General features: G+C 64.0%; 16 protein-coding genes. 10 read left to right on the forward strand and 6 right to left on the reverse strand.

Annotated elements, in window-relative coordinates; translation table 11 throughout:
* Positions 1 to 156 precede the first annotated feature (156 nt).
* Both Q5701_RS17940 and Q5701_RS17945 read left to right on the forward strand, forming a co-directional pair.
* Complete coding sequence (locus Q5701_RS17940) at positions 157 to 888, forward strand: TorF family putative porin (protein ID WP_306752339.1); 732 nt, start codon at positions 157 to 159, stop codon at positions 886 to 888.
* Positions 889 to 1,438: 550 nt separating this feature from the next.
* Positions 1,439 to 1,951, forward strand: a complete 513-nt coding sequence (locus Q5701_RS17945; RefSeq protein WP_306752340.1) for a DUF2721 domain-containing protein — start codon at positions 1,439 to 1,441, stop codon at positions 1,949 to 1,951.
* A gap of 478 nt (positions 1,952 to 2,429) precedes the next feature.
* On the opposite strand, the gene Q5701_RS17950 is transcribed toward Q5701_RS17945, so the two are convergent.
* From Q5701_RS17950 to Q5701_RS17970, 5 genes are all read right to left on the reverse strand, one after another.
* A complete protein-coding gene (locus tag Q5701_RS17950; protein ID WP_306752341.1) occupies positions 2,430 to 2,615 on the reverse strand; it encodes a hypothetical protein in 186 nt (61 codons plus the stop codon).
* 521 nt (positions 2,616 to 3,136) lie between these two features.
* On the reverse strand, positions 3,137 to 3,760 hold the full coding sequence (gene msrQ, locus Q5701_RS17955; RefSeq protein ID WP_306752342.1) for a protein-methionine-sulfoxide reductase heme-binding subunit MsrQ: 624 nt from the start codon (positions 3,758 to 3,760) through the stop codon (positions 3,137 to 3,139).
* On the reverse strand, positions 3,760 to 4,656 hold the full coding sequence (gene msrP / locus Q5701_RS17960; protein ID WP_306752343.1) for a protein-methionine-sulfoxide reductase catalytic subunit MsrP: 897 nt from the start codon (positions 4,654 to 4,656) through the stop codon (positions 3,760 to 3,762). The genes msrQ and msrP overlap by 1 nt, the downstream gene beginning before the upstream one ends.
* Before the next feature lie 88 nt (positions 4,657 to 4,744).
* Complete coding sequence (gene recQ / locus Q5701_RS17965; protein WP_306752344.1) at positions 4,745 to 6,775, reverse strand: DNA helicase RecQ; 2,031 nt, start codon at positions 6,773 to 6,775, stop codon at positions 4,745 to 4,747.
* Positions 6,775 to 7,068: a YggT family protein gene (locus tag Q5701_RS17970; RefSeq protein ID WP_234855709.1), complete on the reverse strand. Its 294-nt coding sequence runs from the start codon at positions 7,066 to 7,068 to the stop codon at positions 6,775 to 6,777. Before Q5701_RS17970 ends, recQ begins: the two co-directional genes overlap by 1 nt.
* 140 nt (positions 7,069 to 7,208) lie before the next feature.
* On the opposite strand from Q5701_RS17970, the gene Q5701_RS17975 reads away from it, so the two are divergent.
* From Q5701_RS17975 to Q5701_RS18000, 6 genes are all read left to right on the forward strand, one after another.
* The gene (locus Q5701_RS17975; RefSeq protein WP_234854689.1) at positions 7,209 to 7,769 is read left to right on the forward strand and encodes an acyl-CoA thioesterase; all 561 of its coding nucleotides are present in this window, start codon (positions 7,209 to 7,211) and stop codon (positions 7,767 to 7,769) included.
* A 15-nt stretch (positions 7,770 to 7,784) separates the two neighbouring features.
* Positions 7,785 to 9,185, forward strand: coding sequence for an MFS transporter (locus tag Q5701_RS17980; RefSeq protein WP_306752345.1), 1,401 nt, complete (start codon positions 7,785 to 7,787; stop codon positions 9,183 to 9,185).
* Positions 9,182 to 10,045, forward strand: a complete 864-nt coding sequence (gene mepA / locus Q5701_RS17985) for a penicillin-insensitive murein endopeptidase (RefSeq protein WP_306752346.1) — start codon at positions 9,182 to 9,184, stop codon at positions 10,043 to 10,045. The genes Q5701_RS17980 and mepA overlap by 4 nt, the downstream gene beginning before the upstream one ends.
* Positions 10,018 to 10,911 (forward strand): esterase-like activity of phytase family protein, encoded by an 894-nt coding sequence (locus Q5701_RS17990; RefSeq protein WP_306752347.1) that lies wholly within the window; start codon positions 10,018 to 10,020, stop codon positions 10,909 to 10,911. Before mepA ends, Q5701_RS17990 begins: the two co-directional genes overlap by 28 nt.
* An 89-nt stretch (positions 10,912 to 11,000) precedes the next feature.
* A complete protein-coding gene (locus Q5701_RS17995; RefSeq protein WP_306752348.1) occupies positions 11,001 to 11,603 on the forward strand; it encodes a queuosine precursor transporter in 603 nt (200 codons plus the stop codon).
* Between the two features lie 311 nt (positions 11,604 to 11,914).
* Entirely contained in the window at positions 11,915 to 12,817 is a 903-nt protein-coding gene (locus Q5701_RS18000) for a DMT family transporter (RefSeq protein ID WP_306752349.1), read from the forward strand.
* A 3-nt stretch (positions 12,818 to 12,820) separates the two neighbouring features.
* Here Q5701_RS18000 and Q5701_RS18005 read toward each other — a convergent pair whose 3' ends face one another.
* Entirely contained in the window at positions 12,821 to 13,999 is a 1,179-nt protein-coding gene (locus tag Q5701_RS18005; RefSeq protein ID WP_306752350.1) for an acetyl-CoA C-acyltransferase family protein, read from the reverse strand.
* Positions 14,000 to 14,120: 121 nt separating this feature from the next.
* Between Q5701_RS18005 and Q5701_RS18010 the strand changes: the two genes are divergently transcribed.
* Both Q5701_RS18010 and glpK read left to right on the forward strand, forming a co-directional pair.
* Positions 14,121 to 14,480, forward strand: a complete 360-nt coding sequence (locus tag Q5701_RS18010) for a winged helix-turn-helix domain-containing protein (RefSeq protein WP_306752351.1) — start codon at positions 14,121 to 14,123, stop codon at positions 14,478 to 14,480.
* Complete coding sequence (gene glpK / locus Q5701_RS18015) at positions 14,477 to 15,952, forward strand: glycerol kinase GlpK (protein WP_306752352.1); 1,476 nt, start codon at positions 14,477 to 14,479, stop codon at positions 15,950 to 15,952. Before Q5701_RS18010 ends, glpK begins: the two co-directional genes overlap by 4 nt.
* Positions 15,953 to 15,993 lie beyond the last annotated feature (41 nt).

Below are 15,993 nucleotides of genomic sequence, written 5' to 3' on the forward strand. Positions count from 1 at the left end.
TGCAAGTCGATGCCCTCGCGCCTGTCGCTTGTGGTTTTCGGGCGGATTGATGCGGTCGCGAGCCCTGAAGAAACAATAGCTGCGGTCGAACCGAGCAGGATAGCTTTCTGTTGACACATCCAGTGTAACGGCCGTGCATAGGAAGGGAGATCCAACGTGAAGTTGACAGTCAGACAAGTCGGCAGTGCTGGACTGCTCTTCTATGCCAGTGCAATCACTGCGCCCGAAGGGACATACGCACAGGAGGTGAACCCGGCCACAGGACAGGAAACGATAGAGGTTTCCTCTCCCCAAGCATCATTGGGAACCGAGATTACGTTAAGCTACGGCGTGACCTTGACCACGAACTACATCTCAAAGGGCCTCACGCAAACCGACGACGGTCCGGCTGTTCAGCCGTACTTGGAGCTCGGCTATGGCATCGGCTACGTTGGCCTTTGGGCTTCAAATGCCAGTTTCGACGACGTTGAAGACATTGAGCTGGATGTCAGTGTCGGCATCAGGCCAGAATTTGGCGACATGTCGTTCGATCTGGGCTTTGTCCAGTATTTTTACCGGGACGATCCGGAGGACTATGGTGAGCTTTACCTATTCGGCGAGTACGCCCCCAGTGAGGAATGGTCAGCCAAGTTCCAGTACTATCGTGAAGTCTATGCCGACAAGGACTGGCTTTATCTTGGTGCGAGCTATTCCGGATTGCCTTGGGACTGGACATTGTCTGGTGGAGTGGGTTCGGACTTCGGCAGTGGTGATTTTTCGGAGAGCTCCATAGCTGCCGACATTGGCGTGACGGGCCAGATTAGCGAAAACGCATCCTATGATTTCCGCGTGCACGATAGTTCAATTGAAGGATCGCGCTTCATAGCAAGCATCAGCTTCTTCAACTGATCCAACGCGTCGTACCTGTCGCTGGACGGGATTAAAATGATCCGGCTCGGATCCAGGCTCGGGCAGGGGGGTTTTGATGGACACCTTTCCAATACAAAAAAGATCGGCGCTATTCGCAAATCTTGTGAAAGGCGGGGCCGTGCTGGGGTGTTGATGTTGAAGACACGCCCAACGGTCTCTGGACCATGGTAGGCTTGTTTCATTCCACTTCGGAAGCGTCGTCGATGAACGAAGTTGTGATGAGCGGGCGTATGCGGTGGCTGCGGCCTAATGATTTTCTAATTGTGCTGAGTCGGGAGTTGATGTTGAAGACACGCCCAACGGTCTCTGGACCATGGTAGGCTTGTTTCATTCCACTTCGGAAGCGTCGTCGATGAACGAAGTTGTGATGAGCGGGCGTATGCGGTGGCTGCGGCCTAATGATTTTCTAATTGTGCTGAGTCGGGACTTTGGCTGGGCTGGCAAGGCATCCGAAAATCAGTCCACTCTTAACAAAATGGCTCATGCCTGACAATGTGGAATGAGGCCGGGTTTACATGAAGGACAGCTAATGGTTACGCCGCCTATCATCAGTGACTTTGCCGAAGTCATCCAGATATCCCTCGCGCCTGTCTTCCTCTTGGCGGGCACGGCGGCTTTTGTAAATATCTACGTCACGCGTTTGGGGAGAGTGTCGGATCGCTTGAACGAAGTCGGGGAGAAGAACAACCACAGCAAACAGTTCCAGATGCATCTCGCATACCTGAGGCGCCGGACGCTTGCGCTGGAAATTGCTACGCTTCTGGGTGTTATGGCTGGCATTTGCACGGGCGGGGCAACGTTGAACCTTCTTGCCGGGGCCCTTGCTATCGGACTGCGCCAAGAGAATCTATTCTGGCTTTTCGGCGGCGCCATTGTGTCCCTGATATTGTCCCTGCTCGCATTTTTGTCTGAGTTGCTGATCGCCGCGCGAAACATGTTGCGGCAGATCAAGACGAATGAAACTGCCGCAGAACAGAATGAGGGTCAGCCGGATACTAAACTGCTTCGGCTCGCCGCTGCCGACGGAGATGGCGCGGATTAAAATCCTGAATAACAGGATCGAACAAGGTGACCGCTTCGTTATAGGCCGACCAGTTCTTGGTCCTGTAGGTCGTTGGCGTCGGTCTGCTCATGCATCCCAGCTACCGCTCTGGATTCACAAGATGAATCCTTTACAAGATTTTTGCAATATGTGTAACTGCCCCAAGTGCAAGTGGGATTTTTGAAGCTGCTCTTGGCACGTTAGATGCCGTCGGGGGGCGGTCACATTATCAACGCCCACCACCTTCAGAATTCAATGGCAATAGTGTCACCAGGGACTGATGAGTTTTCCATTGTGCTGACAGCTCTCCATATTCGAGTTATAAGAGCATCTCGGATATATGGAGGCAACACCCAGAAAGCGTCGAACAGCAGGTCGTGGCAGTTGCCGTTGGTCAGCCGCTCATGCGCAAGCGGCGGGGGCGCGCCATCACGTTGCGCAGCTTGCCGATTTCCGAATGGACGCCAATACGCATCTGTCAGGTCTCCTCCCGATCTCTGGCGCGGTTGCTCCATTTGATCGCTACGTGAACGGAGATGCCGGCGAAGATGAACAGGAAACCCAGGAACACCGTCTGGGCGCCGGCGCTATAGATCGCCCACAGCGCATAAAGGAAGCCGAGTACGCCTAGCTCCGCGACCTTGCCAATCTGCAGCCTGGCCACGTTGCCCCGGTCCAGATCAGGATCACTGCGCAGCTAGCGCGCACAGCGCAAAAGGCAGCAGGCTCGACATCACGGCGAGCAGGATGATCGTGTTGAAGGACCCGACGAGCCCCGCGCGAAGTTCATTGCGACGAGGATTGAGGCGAGCAGGTTGCTGTTAACTTTCCGTTTACATCCTCCGTCAATCACGCCTGCGCCGACCGGGCGGCTTAGCATTACAGTTGCATTCTCCTCTTCTGTCTGAATCCATGCGCTTTCATGATTGATGGAGGCTCGTGGATGGCGGGCTTGTCGGTCGAGGAGACGCTGTAGCTTTGGGCCTCGTCGCTTCGTCCAGTCGCCTCATTTCCTAAATTGTCCCGAAGCGCCAGGCCATCCAGCCCGTCTCCCCGTCCCCTCCAGCGTTCCCGCCTTCGGTGAAGCGGTATTTACGAAGACAGGCAGAGGAGAGCAAGAGGGTTTCCGCATCTTTTTTCGCCGAACCGTCATATTTCAAGCAACCCACTGATAAAGAACGACCTTTATTTGGGAGAAGCGGCGATGCCCCACCGGATCGGCCGGGGAACGGCGACTCGCAACGCCAAAAGCACCAGAATCGCCGCCAGCCACAGCACGGGCTCCAGTGGAAAGGTCTTCAGCGCCCAGATCCAGTGCAGCGTCACCAAGGGTGCGGCGATATAAGCCAGCTTGTGAAGTTTGCGCCAGGACAGCACGCCCATCTGGCGGATCGACAGGTTGTTCGATGTCACCGCCAAGGCCAGCAGCATCAAAAAGGCCCCCATTCCGAAGATCAGATAAGGCCGCTTGACGACATCGCGCGCCATGGCGCCCCACAACAACGCCATGTCCATCACCACCCAGGACAACACGTGCAGACCTGCATAGGTGAAGCACAGCAACCCCAGGGCGCGGCGGAACCGCATGAAGCTGACACCTGCAACACGCAGCACGGGCGTAACGGCCAGGCTGGCGATCAGGAAGTAAAGCGCGGTGCGCCCCAGCCGGTGTTCAATGTCGCGGATCGGGTCGATCCCCAGCCCGCCGTTCAGCGTGTCCCAGACCAGCAGCCCCAGGGGAATCAGCCCGCCCAGCCACAAGGCCCAGACCGGAATGCGGCGCAGCCAGCCGTTCAGAACGGCCTGCATCAGTAATCCCTTGCCAGATCCATCCCGGCATAAAGCGAGGCGACCTGATCGGCATAGCCGTTGAACATCGCCGTTTCCTCTCGTCCGCCGAACAGACCCGCGCCGATGCGGCGTTCGGTGGCCTGGGACCAGCGGGGATGATCGACCTGGGGATTCACATTGGCATAAAAGCCGTATTCCGACGGCTGCATCGCCTGCCAGGTGGACACCGGCTGGCGGTCGGTCAGGGTGATCCTGACAATCGACTTGATCGACTTGAAGCCATATTTCCACGGCACGACCAGCCGGATCGGGGCGCCGTTCTGATTGGGCAAGGCATCGTCGTAAAGCCCGGTCGCCAGGATCGTCAGCGGATGCATCGCCTCGTCCAGGCGCAGGCCTTCCTTGTAGGGCCAGTCCAGGATCGGGCGGGACTGGCCGCGCATTTCTTCCGGGCGGTAGAGGGTTTCGAAGGACACGAACTTCGCGCCCGGCTGGACGCCGGCCTTTTCCAGCACGCCGGACAGCGGCACGCCGATCCAGGGGATCACCATCGACCACGCCTCGACGCAGCGCAGGCGATAGATGCGTTCTTCCAGCGCATTGGCGGGGGCAAGGTCGTCCACGCCATAGCTGCCGGGGCGATCGACCATGCCGCCGATCTCGACCGACCAGGGATCGGTGGTCATCGCGCCCGCATGGCGCGCGGGATCGGTCTTGTCCATGCCGAATTCATAGAAGTTGTTGTAGTTGGTGATCTCTTCCAACGTGTTCGGCTTCTGGACCGTCGAATAGGCCGACGGCTTGCCGGTCAGGGCCCAGGCGGGCGCGGCCATCGCCACCGCGCCTGCCGCAATAAAGGCGCGGCGGTTCAGGTAATCGGCTTTCGGGGTAACGTCGGACCAGCGAAGTTTCATGACTCTCTCCCAGAGGATGCCGCATCAAGATACTGACGCAGAAACGCCCCGGGCAGGGCATCACGTTCACTTTACACTGACAATTCAATCAAGCCGCTGCGATTTCACGCAGGAAGGCTGCGCCAAAGCGGTCAAGCCGCGCCTGGTCCAGGTGCCGGGCCAGCCCCGCTTCGTCGCCGGGACGGGCTTCGGCAATGCGGCGGATCTGGGCGGTGGAACAGGACAGCGGCTTTTCCGTGCCGTCCGGGCCGCGCAGCAGATCGGCCTGCACCGCGACCAGCCGGTCGAACAGCGCGCCTTCCGGGCGGCCCGCCAGCTTGCGGCGCATCGGGTGCATCTCGGGCACCTCGCCCGCGATCACCGACAGGAAATCGCGGCCATAGCTTTCCAGCTTCTTGGCGCCCACGCCGCCGACCTGGGCCATCTGGTCCAGCGTCCGGGGGCGCTTCTCGGCCATCTCGATCAGGGTGCGGTCGGGGAAGATGACATAGGCGGGGACGCGCGCGGCCTCGGCCAAGGCCCGGCGCTTGGCCTTCAGCGCGGACAGCAGCGGCTCGTCCTCCTCGCTGACCTGGGTGCGCAGGACTGTGGCGGGCTTGCTGGCCGTGGTGTCATGGCGCAGGGTCACGCTTTCCTCGCCGCGCAGGACGGGATGGGCGGCCTCGGTCAGGTGCAGGGCGCCGTGGCGTTCGGGATCGGGGCGGCACAGGTCGCGGCCCATCATCTGCCGGAAGATCGCCTGCCATTGCGCGCGCCCGTGTTCGCGGCCCACGCCAAAGGTCGGCAGGCTGTCATGGCCCCGTTCACGGACCTTCTCGGTGACGGTGCCGGTCAGGATGTCGATCAGATGGGTGGCGCCGAACCATTCGCCGGTCCGAACGATGGCCGACAACGCCTTGCGCACCGCCTGGGTCGCGTCGAACAGCTTCGGTGGCGTCTGGCACAAGTCGCAGTTGCCGCAATCCTCGGCCAGATCCTCGCCGAAATAGGCCAGCAGCTTGCGGCGGCGGCAGCCGGTCGCCTCGGCCAGGCCCAGAAGCGCGTTCAGCCGGGCATGGTCGGCGGATTTGCGGGCCGGGTCGGCCAGCCCTTCGTCGATCTGGGTACGGCGCAACCGGATGTCGTCGGGACCGTAAAGCGTCAGCGTATCGGCGGGATCCCCGTCGCGGCCCGCGCGGCCGATTTCCTGGTAATAGCCCTCAATGGTCTTGGGCAGGTCGGCGTGCAGAACCCAGCGGATGTCGGGCTTGTCGATGCCCATGCCAAAGGCGATAGTGGCGACCACGATCAGCCCGTCTTCCCGCTGGAACCGCGCCTCGACCCGGCGCCGCACCTCTGCTTCAAGCCCTGCATGATAGGCCACGGCCGCATGGCCCGCCTGGGCCAGGGCATCGGCCAGGGTCTCGGTCCGCGCACGGCTGGCGCAATAGATGATGCCCGACTGGCCGCGCCGCGCGGCGACAAAGGACATCACCTGCTTGCGCGGGCTGTCCTTGGGCTGGAAGGCTAGGCGCAGGTTCGGACGGTCGAAGCCGCGCAGGAAGGTGACGGGTTCCTTGCCCTCGAACAGGCGCGTGACGATCTCGGCCCGCGTTTCCACGTCCGCAGTCGCGGTAAAGGCGGCAAGCGGCACGTCGAGGGCGCGCTTCAGGTCGCCAATACGCAGATAATCGGGGCGGAAGTCGTGGCCCCATTGGCTGACGCAATGCGCCTCGTCCACGGCGATCGCCGTGACACCCGCGCGCCGCAGCAAGGTCAGCGTCCCGCCCGAGGCAAGGCGTTCCGGTGCCATATAGAGGAGCTTCAGTTCACCCCGCGACAGGGCCCCGAAAACGGCGTCCGTTTCCTCGTCGGTGTTGCCGCTGGTCAGGGCGCCCGCCGCCACGCCCGCCTCGCGCAGCGCGCGGACCTGGTCGCGCATCAGGGCGATCAGGGGCGAGATGACAACCGTCACCCCGTCGCGCATCAGCGCAGGCAGTTGAAAGCACAATGACTTGCCGCCGCCCGTGGGCATGATCGCCAGCACGTCGCGGCCTGCGGCCACCGCCTCGACGATCTCTTGCTGGCCGGGGCGGAAACCGTCGAAGCCCCAGACCTCTCGCAGCAGGTCGGTTGGCATCACATCCCGTAGAAAAAGCCCGCGTTGTTTGCCAGGGCGCGTTGCAGGATGATGATGATGATGAACAGGACCAGGGGCGCCAGATCCAGCCCGCCGGTGTTCGGCAAGACATTGCGGATCGGGCGATAGAGGGGTTCGAGCAGACGGTTCAGCCCGTCCCACAACTGCGCGACAAGCGGCTGGCGCAGGTTCAGGACCTGGAAATTGATCAGCCAGGACATGATGATATGGACGATCATCACGAACCACACCACTTGCAGGATCAGTTGCAAGGCCTCGTAAAGCGTTCCCATCATGCCTCTCGGTTCTTCGCGTTCGGGCTTGTTATGGGGACGCGGGCAGGGCTTCGCAAGCAAGTTGCCGCAGCGTCCCCTGTTGACGATCGCGTGGGTCGGGGCCACGCCCTGCAGCCACGTAACCTAAAGGATCCGCGATGTATCCCCTGTTCCGCTTCGCCAAGGAGATGATCAAGTTCCGCAATGCCCCGCGGCTGGCGGTGACGGGGACGCATGTCTCGACCCATGTCTGCTGGCCCTGGGATCTGGATCCGTGGATCGAACTGAACAACGGGCGCACCCTGACCCTGTTCGACTTGGGCCGCATCCCCATGGCGCAGCGCAGCGGGCTGATCCCGATCCTGCGGGACCGCAAATGGGGCATCACCATCGCGGGCAGTTCGGTCCGCTATCGCCGCCGCATCCGGGCCTTTGAACGCTTCACCATGATCTCGCGCGTCGTGGGCTGGGATCACCGCTTCATCTACATGGACCAGTCGATGTGGAAGGGAACCGAGTGCTGCAACCAGGTGCTGATCCGGTCGGCCATCACATCGGCAGGCGGGATCGTTCCCCCGGCGCAGGTGATGGCAGCCCTGGGCGCCGCGCCGGACAGCCCGCCCCTGCCCGACTGGATCGCCGCCTGGTCGCAGGCAGACGCGCTGCGCCCCTGGCCGCCCCAGCTTGCCCCTGACGCAAAAGCCCACTTGCCAGCCTAACGCCCCTTGGGCCTTATGGCCGCGAACGGCGCGCTTGGGGGGCGGATGGACCGGAAACGGATCTGGGGCTGGTGGTTCTTCGACTGGGCAAGCCAGCCTTTTCATACGCTTCTGCTGACCTTCATCTTCTCGGTCTATTTCGCCGAGGTCGCGCAACGCCATTTCCTCCACGTCAGTGGCGACCTGAGGCTGGCGGGCGCGCAGGCTCAGGCGCTGTGGGGATATGGGCTGTCGGTGACGGGCATCATCATCGCCCTTTGCGCGCCGATCCTGGGTGCCATCGCCGACACCTCGGGGCGGCGGATGCCGTGGATCTGGTTCTTCTCGGTCCTTTATGTGGTCGGGTCCGCCGGGCTGTGGTTCCTGATGCCCCAGCAGCCCGCATTGGTGCAGGCGGTGGCGTTGTTCGGCATCGGCCTGATCGGGGTCGAGTTCGCGACGATCTTTACCAACGCCCTGCTGCCGGGCCTGGCGCCACGGGATGAAATCGGCCGCCTGTCCGGGTCGGGCTATGCCTTTGGATATCTGGGCGGTGTCGTCTCTCTGGCGGTGATGCTGGCGCTGTTTCAGGAAACACCCGATGGCAAGACGCTGATCGGGCTGGATCCGCTGTTCGGACTGGATCCGGCAACCCGCGAGGGCACCCGCTTTGTCGGCCCCTTGGTGGCGATCTGGTATGCCCTTTTCATGATCCCCTTCTTTCTGTGGGTGCGCGAGCCGCGCGGGCCAAGCCAGCCCGTCCGCATCCGCGCGGCCTTGGGCGATCTGTGGGTGCTGATCCGCAGCCTGCGCCATCGCCGCAGCCTGGCCGCCTGGCTGGCGTCGTCCATGCTGTCGCGCGACGCGCTGAATGCGCTTTACGGATTCGGCGGCGTTTATGCGGGGACGGTGCTGGGCTGGCCGGTGTTCCTGGCAGGCGTCTTTGGCGTGGTCAGCGCCATTTCCGCAGCCATCGTCAGCTGGGCGGGCGGTCGCGCCGACCGGGCCTGGGGACCAAAGCCCGTGATCATCGCGACGATCCTGGTCCTGACCGCCGTCTGCGTCGTGGTGGTCGGCATGGACCGCCAGACCCTGTTCGGTCTGGCCGTGCCGCCCAATCCGGTTTTCGGGCGATTCTTCGTGCCGGATCTGGTGTTCTTCCTGTGCGGCGCGCTGTTCGGCGGGGCGGGCGGCGCGCTGCAGGCCGCCAGCCGCACCTTGATGGTCCGCCACACCACCGAAGCCCGCGCGACCGAAGGATTCGGCCTTTACGCCCTGTCCGGCAAGGCCACCGCCTTTCTGGCCCCCCTGCTGATCGCCCTTGTCACCGACATCAGCGGGAACCAGCGGCTGGGCATTTCTCCCCTGATCGGGCTGTTTATCCTGTCGCTGGTTCTGCTAGTCTGGGTCAAACCCGAAGGAGAGGTCGAGCAGTGATCCGCAAGTTCCTGGCCGCCGCAGCCATCCTGGCTGGACTGGCGATGCCCGCATCCGCCGACCCCCTGGCCAAGGATGTTTTCGGCGGCTTTCCGACGGCAAGCCAAGGCCCCGCCGTATCCATCGGCTTTTATTCCAAGGGCTGCGGTCAGGGCTTTGTCCAGCTGCCCGAAAGCGGGCCAAGCTGGCAGGCGATGCGCCTGTCCAGGAACCGCAACTGGGGCCATCCCGACCTGGTGAATTTCCTGATGGGCTTGTCGCAAGCCGCACAACAGGCGGGCTGGCGCGGCCTTTACATCGGCGACATGAGCCAGCCGCGCGGCGGGCCGATGACCTCGGGGCACGCCAGCCACCAGCTGGGCCTGGACGCCGATATCTGGATGCTGCCGCCGTCCTCGCTGAACCTGTCGCCCCAGCAGCGCGAAAGCCTGTCCTCGGTCTCGATCACCGACCGGCGGGGTGTCGGGCTGACGAATGCGTGGAACGGCGGGCACATGGCCATCATGCGCGCCGCTGCACGCGACCCGCGCGTGGAACGCATCCTGGTCGATCCCGTCGCCAAGGTGGCCATGTGCGAGATGGAGCGCGGCGACCGCAGTTGGCTGCGCAAGGTGCGCCCCATCAACGACCACAACTATCACTTCCACGTCCGCCTGTCCTGCCCGCGCGGGTCGATCTGCGACCGCCAGGATCCGCCGCCCGCAGGCGACGGCTGCGCCGAGGCCGCAGAATGGATCAAGAACCGCATCGACCCCAGCCGCGTCAAGCCCACGCCCCCCGACCCGAACTATCGCCATCCCCGGACCTTCCGGCTGAGTGAAATGCCCCGCGAATGCCGAACCGTCGCCGGCGCGCCCTAGGGGGGGTGCTATCGCTGCTGCTGATCGCGGCCGGCGTCCCTGCGCCGGCCGCATCGCTGGAATATGTCGGCACCTTTGTCTGGCACGACAGCGACGACAGCTTCGGCGGATTTTCCGGGATCGAGCTGAATGCCGACGGCAGCAGCTTCCATGCCCTGACCGACCGGGCGCATCTTTACTGGGGCAGCATCGAACGCGACAACCAGGGCATGATCCGTGGCATGAACATCGCCGGACGCGCGCATCTGAAGGACAGGAAGGGCCGTCCGCTGAAGCCCGGCTATCACGGCGACAGCGAAGGATTGGCCATCGGCGAAGACGGCCGCATCTGGATCAGCTTCGAAGGGCTGAACCGCATCTCGCTTTACGAAAACCCCGACGCCGCGCCGCTTTCCCGGCGCCTGCCGCCGAAGCAGCCCTGGATGGACCTCAATTCCGGGCTTGAGGCCATCGCGATCCGTGATGGCACTGTTTATGCCGTGCCCGAACGATCAGAGTCCGAGGACCAGCCCTTCCCGATCGTCACCTTTCGCGACAACCAGTGGGGCCAGGCCGGAGAGATCAGGCGCGATCCCCGCTGGCTGGCCGTCGGCGCCGATTTCGGCCCGGACGGCTGGTTCTATCTTCTGGAACGCGATTTCCAGGGGATCCTGGGGTTCGCGTCGCGCGTGCGTCGGATGCAGTTGACCGACGACGGCCCGGTGAACGAGGAAATCCTGCTGACCACGCGCGCCCTGCAATACGACAACCTGGAAGGGCTGGCGGTCTGGCACGACGGACAGGGCATCCGGCTGACCATGATCTCGGACGACAATTTCCTGTTCGTGCAGCGCACCGAGCTGGTGGAATACCGGCTGCGCGATTGACAAGGCCCCGGCCTGCCGCCTAAAGCGCGCGCTGTCCCGCAAGGTGCGGGGCCGAGTTGTTCCGCGACCTTGTAAAACGGAAACCATCAATGACCCGCTATCTGCCCGGCATCCTTGCCATGGCCATCATCGTCGTGGCCTCGAACATCCTTGTGCAGTTCACCGTCGGTTCCTGGCTGACCTGGGGCGCCTTCACCTATCCCTTCGCCTTTCTCGTGACCGAGGTGATGAACCGCGTTTACGGTCCCCATGCCGCGCGGCGAGTCGTTCTGGCAGGGTTTGTCGTGGGGGTCGCCTGTTCGGTCATCGCCGCAGGCCTGGACAAGACCACCATCCGAATCGCCGTGGGGTCTGGCGCGGCCTTCCTGGTCGCCCAACTGGTCGATATCGTGGTCTTCAACGCGTTGCGGAATCGCCGCTGGTGGGTGGCGCCGCTGATGTCGTCCTCGGTCGGGTCGGTGCTGGACACGGCCATCTTCTTCACCGTCGCCTTCAGCGCCGCCCTGCCCCATGACGCCAATACCGGCTGGGCCAACGAGGCCGTTCCGCTGCTTGGTCAAGGACCGATCACCGCGCTGTGGGTTTCGTTGGCAACTGCCGACTGGATGGTCAAGATGAGTCTGGCCATACTTGCCCTTGTGCCTTTCCGTCTTATTGTCCGCAATTTGTTGCGGGCCGAACGAACAATCTGATTGACACCCTCCCGATCTGTGGCACCCTTTCCCTTATAACGGCAACACATTGAAAGGAGGTGGTCCAGTGTCGAGAGTGATATTGGAGAGAGGTGTCGGAACAGTCAGGGGGGCCGTGACCTAAGGGCAGCCCCGAGGGTCGTAAACCCTGGTTGGGACCGGATGCTTACCCATCCCTAACCGGACCATCTCCGTGGATCTCGCGGGCCGCCTTGATCTAGGGCGGCCCGTTCCTCTTGGCCGTTCGCCTTGCCTTGGACGCCCAGATAGGGGACTGCTGGCCCCGTTCGCGTCACATCCAAGGGCCTGCCATGTCTCATCCCCACACACGCCATGGCGCCGCCTTCAACAGGCGGGGCGCCGTCTTCATGGTGCTGTCCATGGCAGGCTTCGCGGTCGAGGATTCGCTACTCAAGATCGCGGCGGTCAGCCTGCCGCCAGGCCAGGTGCTGATCACCTTTGGCGTCCTTGGCACCATGACTTTCGCGGTCCTTGCCCTGATGGCAGGAGAGGCGCCGCTGACACGCGCCATGCTGGGCCGCCCCATGATCCTGCGGTCCCTGTCCGAGGTGACGGGCAGGCTGTTCTATATGCTGGCCATTGCGCTGACGCCCTTGTCCACGGCATCCGCGATCCTGCAGGCGACGCCGCTGGTGGTGATGGTGGGCGCCGCCGTGCTGTTTGGCGAAAGCATCGGCCCGCGCCGCTGGCTGGCGGTGGCCCTGGGTTTCGGGGGCGTCCTGCTGATCCTGCGGCCGGGGACCGAAGGCTTCGGGGCATTGTCGCTGCTGGCGATCATGGCGATGCTGGGGTTTGCCGGGCGCGATCTGGCGACCCGCGCGGCCCCGGTTTCGCTGTCCTTCCGGCAGTTGGGCGTCGTGGGCTTTTCCATGCTGATCGTGGCCGGGCTGATCGTCCTGCCCTTTGGCGGCCCGATGGCCGCGCCGGACGGCGCGACCTGGGCGGGCCTTCTGGCGGCAGCGGCGGCCGGGGTCTGCGCCTATACCTTCCTGACGGTGGCGATGCGCACGGGCCAGGTCGGCGCGGTGACGCCCTTCCGCTATACCCGCCTGATCTTCGCGATGGTCGCGGGCGTCGCCATCTTTGGCGAAACGCCCGACCGCTGGACGATCATCGGCAGCGCCGTGATCATCCTGGCCGGGATCGCGGCGCTGCGCCTGTCGCGGCAACCTGCGCGGGCGCAGGCCGCCTGAGGCTCACATCACTTCGATGGCAAGCGCGATGCCCTGCCCGCCGCCGATGCACATGGTGATCAGCCCGCGCTTGCCGCCCGTACGCTCCAGTTCATACAGCGCCTTGACGGTGATGATCGCCCCCGTGGCACCGACCGGATGGCCCAGTGCAATGGCCCCGCCGTTCGGATTCACCCGCGCCGGGTCCAGCCCCAGCCCCTTGTTCACCGCCAGGGCCTGGGCGGCAAAAGCCTCGTTCGATTCGATCACGTCGAAATCTCCGACGGACAGGCCGGTCTTTTCCAACAGCATCTGCACGGCCGGGATCGGCCCGATGCCCATCACCTCGGGCCGCACGCCCGCCACCGCATAGCCCAGAATCCGCGCGCGCGGTGTCAAGCCCGCCGCCTGCGCGGCATCCGCCCGCGCCAGCACCAGGGCCGCCGCGCCGTCGTTGATGCCGCTGGCATTGCCCGCCGTGACGGTGCCATCCTTCTGGAACACCGTCTTCAGCGCCGCCAGCTTGTCCAGGGTGCTTTCCTTGGGATGCTCGTCGGTGTCAAAGATCACCGGCCCCTTGCGGCCCTTGACCTCGACCGGAACGATCTGGTCCTTGAAATGCCCCGCCGCGATGGCCGCCGCCGCCCGACGCTGCGATTCCATCGCGAACTCGTCCTGCGCATGGCGGCTGATCTCGTGTTCGGCGGCCACGTTTTCGGCCGTCACCCCCATGTGGCCGGTGCCCATCGGGCAGGTCAGCGCGCCGGTCATCATGTCCAGCATCTTCTGGTCGCCCATCTTGGCGCCAAAACGCGCGGAACTGACGGCATAGGGTGCGCGGCTCATGCTTTCGGCACCGCCCGCGACGGCGAAATCCGCATCCCCCATCATCAGCGCCTGCACGGCCGATACGATGGCCTGCGCGCCCGAACCGCAAAGCCGGTTCACGTTCATGGCAGGCGTGGTGTCGGGAATGCCCGCGTTCAGCATCGCCACGCGCGACAGGTACATATCGCGCGGTTCGGTGTTGATCACATGGCCGAACACCACCTGCCCGATCTGATCGGGGGACACCCCCGCCCGTTCCATCGCCGCGCGGGTCACGGTTGCCGCCAGGTCGATGGGGGGAATAGCGGCAAGGCTGCCGCCGAAGGTGCCGATGGCGGTGCGCGCGCCGGACAGGATGACGATTTCCGTGGACATGATGAACCCTTCCCTTGGTTGCATTGCCAGCATAGGCCGCGCTTGTCCCGCCCGCCAAGCCCGCCGTGGCGTCGCAGGGGGACCGAGGCTAACCTGTTCGAAACGCAGGAACCGAATCGCAATGGATAGGGACGGCCCCCGGATCAAGCTGCGGCTGGAATATGACGTGCCGCTGGTGCTGGGACCGGGCAAGGCGCAGCTTTTGCACCTGATTGGGCAGCACGGCTCCATCTCGGCCGCCGGGCGGCAGATGGGGATGAGCTATAAGCGCGCCTGGTCCCTGGTCGAGGAGATGAACCGGGCCTTTGCCCGGCCGCTGGTGGACAGCAGCCGGGGCGGCACGGGCGGCGGCGGGGCCAGGATCACGGCGACCGGCCAGGCGGTGCTGCGCCATTACGAATCACTGGAACGATTGCTGACCGACAAGGGGGCGGCCGACCTGGCTGCCATCGGCGCGCTGATGAAAGGGGACGATACATGACGATTCTGGCAATGGATCAGGGAACGACGTCGTCGCGCGCGGTCGTCTTCAACGACGACTTGCAGGTGCAGGCCACGGCCCAGCACGAATTCCCGCAGCATTTCCCCCAGTCGGGCTGGGTCGAACACGACCCGAACGACATCTGGACCAGCAGCGCCGGAACCGCCCGCGCCGCCATCGAAAAGGCAGGCGCCCCCCGGATCGACGCCATCGGCATCACCAACCAGCGCGAAACCGTGGTGATCTGGGACCGCCAGACCGGCCAGCCTATCCATCGCGCCATCGTCTGGCAGGACCGCCGCACCGCCGACATCTGCGACCGGTTGCGCAACGACGGGGCCGAGGATCAGGTCACGGACACCACCGGCTTGTTGCTGGATCCCTATTTCAGCGCGACCAAGATCGCCTGGCTTCTGGATCATGTGGACGGTGCCCGCGACCGCGCCAAGGCGGGCGAACTGGCCTTCGGCACCATCGACAGCTTCCTGATCTGGAAGCTGACCGGCGGGCGGTCCCACGTCACCGATGCCACCAATGCCAGCCGCACCCTGCTGTACGACATCCGCAAGGGCTGCTGGTCCGACGAGATGTGCCGCCTGTTCGGCATTCCCCCCGAACTGCTCCCCGAGGTCAAGGACAGCGCCGATGACTTCGGCACCACGCGCCCCGACCTGTTCGGCCGCGAAATCCCCATTGCCGGGGTCGCGGGCGACCAGCAGGCCGCGACCGTCGGACAGGCCTGCTTTCGGCCGGGGATGATGAAGGCAACCTATGGCACCGGCTGTTTCGCGCTTTTGAACACCGGCGGCCAGGCGGTCCGGTCGCAGAACCGGTTGCTGACCACCATCGCCTATCGCCTGGACGGCAAGACCACCTTTGCCCTGGAAGGGTCGATCTTCATCGCGGGGGCGGTGGTGCAATGGCTGCGCGATGGGCTGAAACTGATCCGCGAGGCCAAGGAAACGCAGCCGCTGTCCGAAACGGCCGACAACAGCCAGGCAATCATCATGGTCCCGGCCTTTACCGGGCTTGGCGCGCCGCATTGGGCACCCAATGCGCGGGGCGCGGTCTTTGGCCTGACCCGCAATACCGGCCCCGCCGAATTTGCCCGCGCAGCCCTGGAGAGCGTCGGTTTTCAGACCCGGGACCTGTTGCAGGCAATGCAGGCCGACTGGCCCCAGGCGGGGGATGCGGTGCTGCGCGTCGATGGCGGCATGACCGCCAGCGAACCGGCCATGCAGTTCCTGGCCGACATCCTGGGGGCGCCGGTGGACCGGCCCGCGAATACCGAAACCACGGCCCAGGGTGCCGCCTGGCTGGCGGGATATCGTGCGGACCTGTGCCCCTCGCCCGACGAATACGCAAAGGCATGGCAGCTTGACCGCCGCTTCGAGCCGCAGATGACGGACAAGGACCGGGATCGGCGATACTCCGCTTGGCAAAGGGCGGTGCAGGCCGTGCTGTCGGTCTGACCTTCCGGCTTTGTGATTTCACCCGGTCGTGATTTTCCGTA

The sequence above is a fragment of the Paracoccus actinidiae genome, assembly GCF_030863885.1.
In the GTDB taxonomy this organism is placed as follows: domain Bacteria; phylum Pseudomonadota; class Alphaproteobacteria; order Rhodobacterales; family Rhodobacteraceae; genus Paracoccus; species Paracoccus everestensis.

Excerpts from the sequence above, each read along its gene's own strand:
- Q5701_RS17945 (WP_306752340.1), top strand. The coding sequence starts at position 1,439 with ATGGTTACGCCGCCTATCATCAGTGACTTTGCCGAAGTCATCCAGATA.
- msrQ (WP_306752342.1), bottom strand. The coding sequence starts at position 3,760 with ATGCAGGCCGTTCTGAACGGCTGGCTGCGCCGCATTCCGGTCTGGGCC.
- msrP (WP_306752343.1), bottom strand. The coding sequence starts at position 4,656 with ATGAAACTTCGCTGGTCCGACGTTACCCCGAAAGCCGATTACCTGAAC.
- recQ (WP_306752344.1), bottom strand. The coding sequence starts at position 6,775 with ATGCCAACCGACCTGCTGCGAGAGGTCTGGGGCTTCGACGGTTTCCGC.
- Q5701_RS17970 (WP_234855709.1), bottom strand. The coding sequence starts at position 7,068 with ATGGGAACGCTTTACGAGGCCTTGCAACTGATCCTGCAAGTGGTGTGG.
- Q5701_RS17975 (WP_234854689.1), top strand. The coding sequence starts at position 7,209 with ATGTATCCCCTGTTCCGCTTCGCCAAGGAGATGATCAAGTTCCGCAAT.
- Q5701_RS17980 (WP_306752345.1), top strand. The coding sequence starts at position 7,785 with ATGGCCGCGAACGGCGCGCTTGGGGGGCGGATGGACCGGAAACGGATC.
- Q5701_RS17990 (WP_306752347.1), top strand. The coding sequence starts at position 10,018 with ATGCCGAACCGTCGCCGGCGCGCCCTAGGGGGGGTGCTATCGCTGCTG.
- Q5701_RS17995 (WP_306752348.1), top strand. The coding sequence starts at position 11,001 with ATGACCCGCTATCTGCCCGGCATCCTTGCCATGGCCATCATCGTCGTG.
- Q5701_RS18000 (WP_306752349.1), top strand. The coding sequence starts at position 11,915 with ATGTCTCATCCCCACACACGCCATGGCGCCGCCTTCAACAGGCGGGGC.
- Q5701_RS18005 (WP_306752350.1), bottom strand. The coding sequence starts at position 13,999 with ATGTCCACGGAAATCGTCATCCTGTCCGGCGCGCGCACCGCCATCGGC.
- Q5701_RS18010 (WP_306752351.1), top strand. The coding sequence starts at position 14,121 with ATGGATAGGGACGGCCCCCGGATCAAGCTGCGGCTGGAATATGACGTG.
- glpK (WP_306752352.1), top strand. The coding sequence starts at position 14,477 with ATGACGATTCTGGCAATGGATCAGGGAACGACGTCGTCGCGCGCGGTC.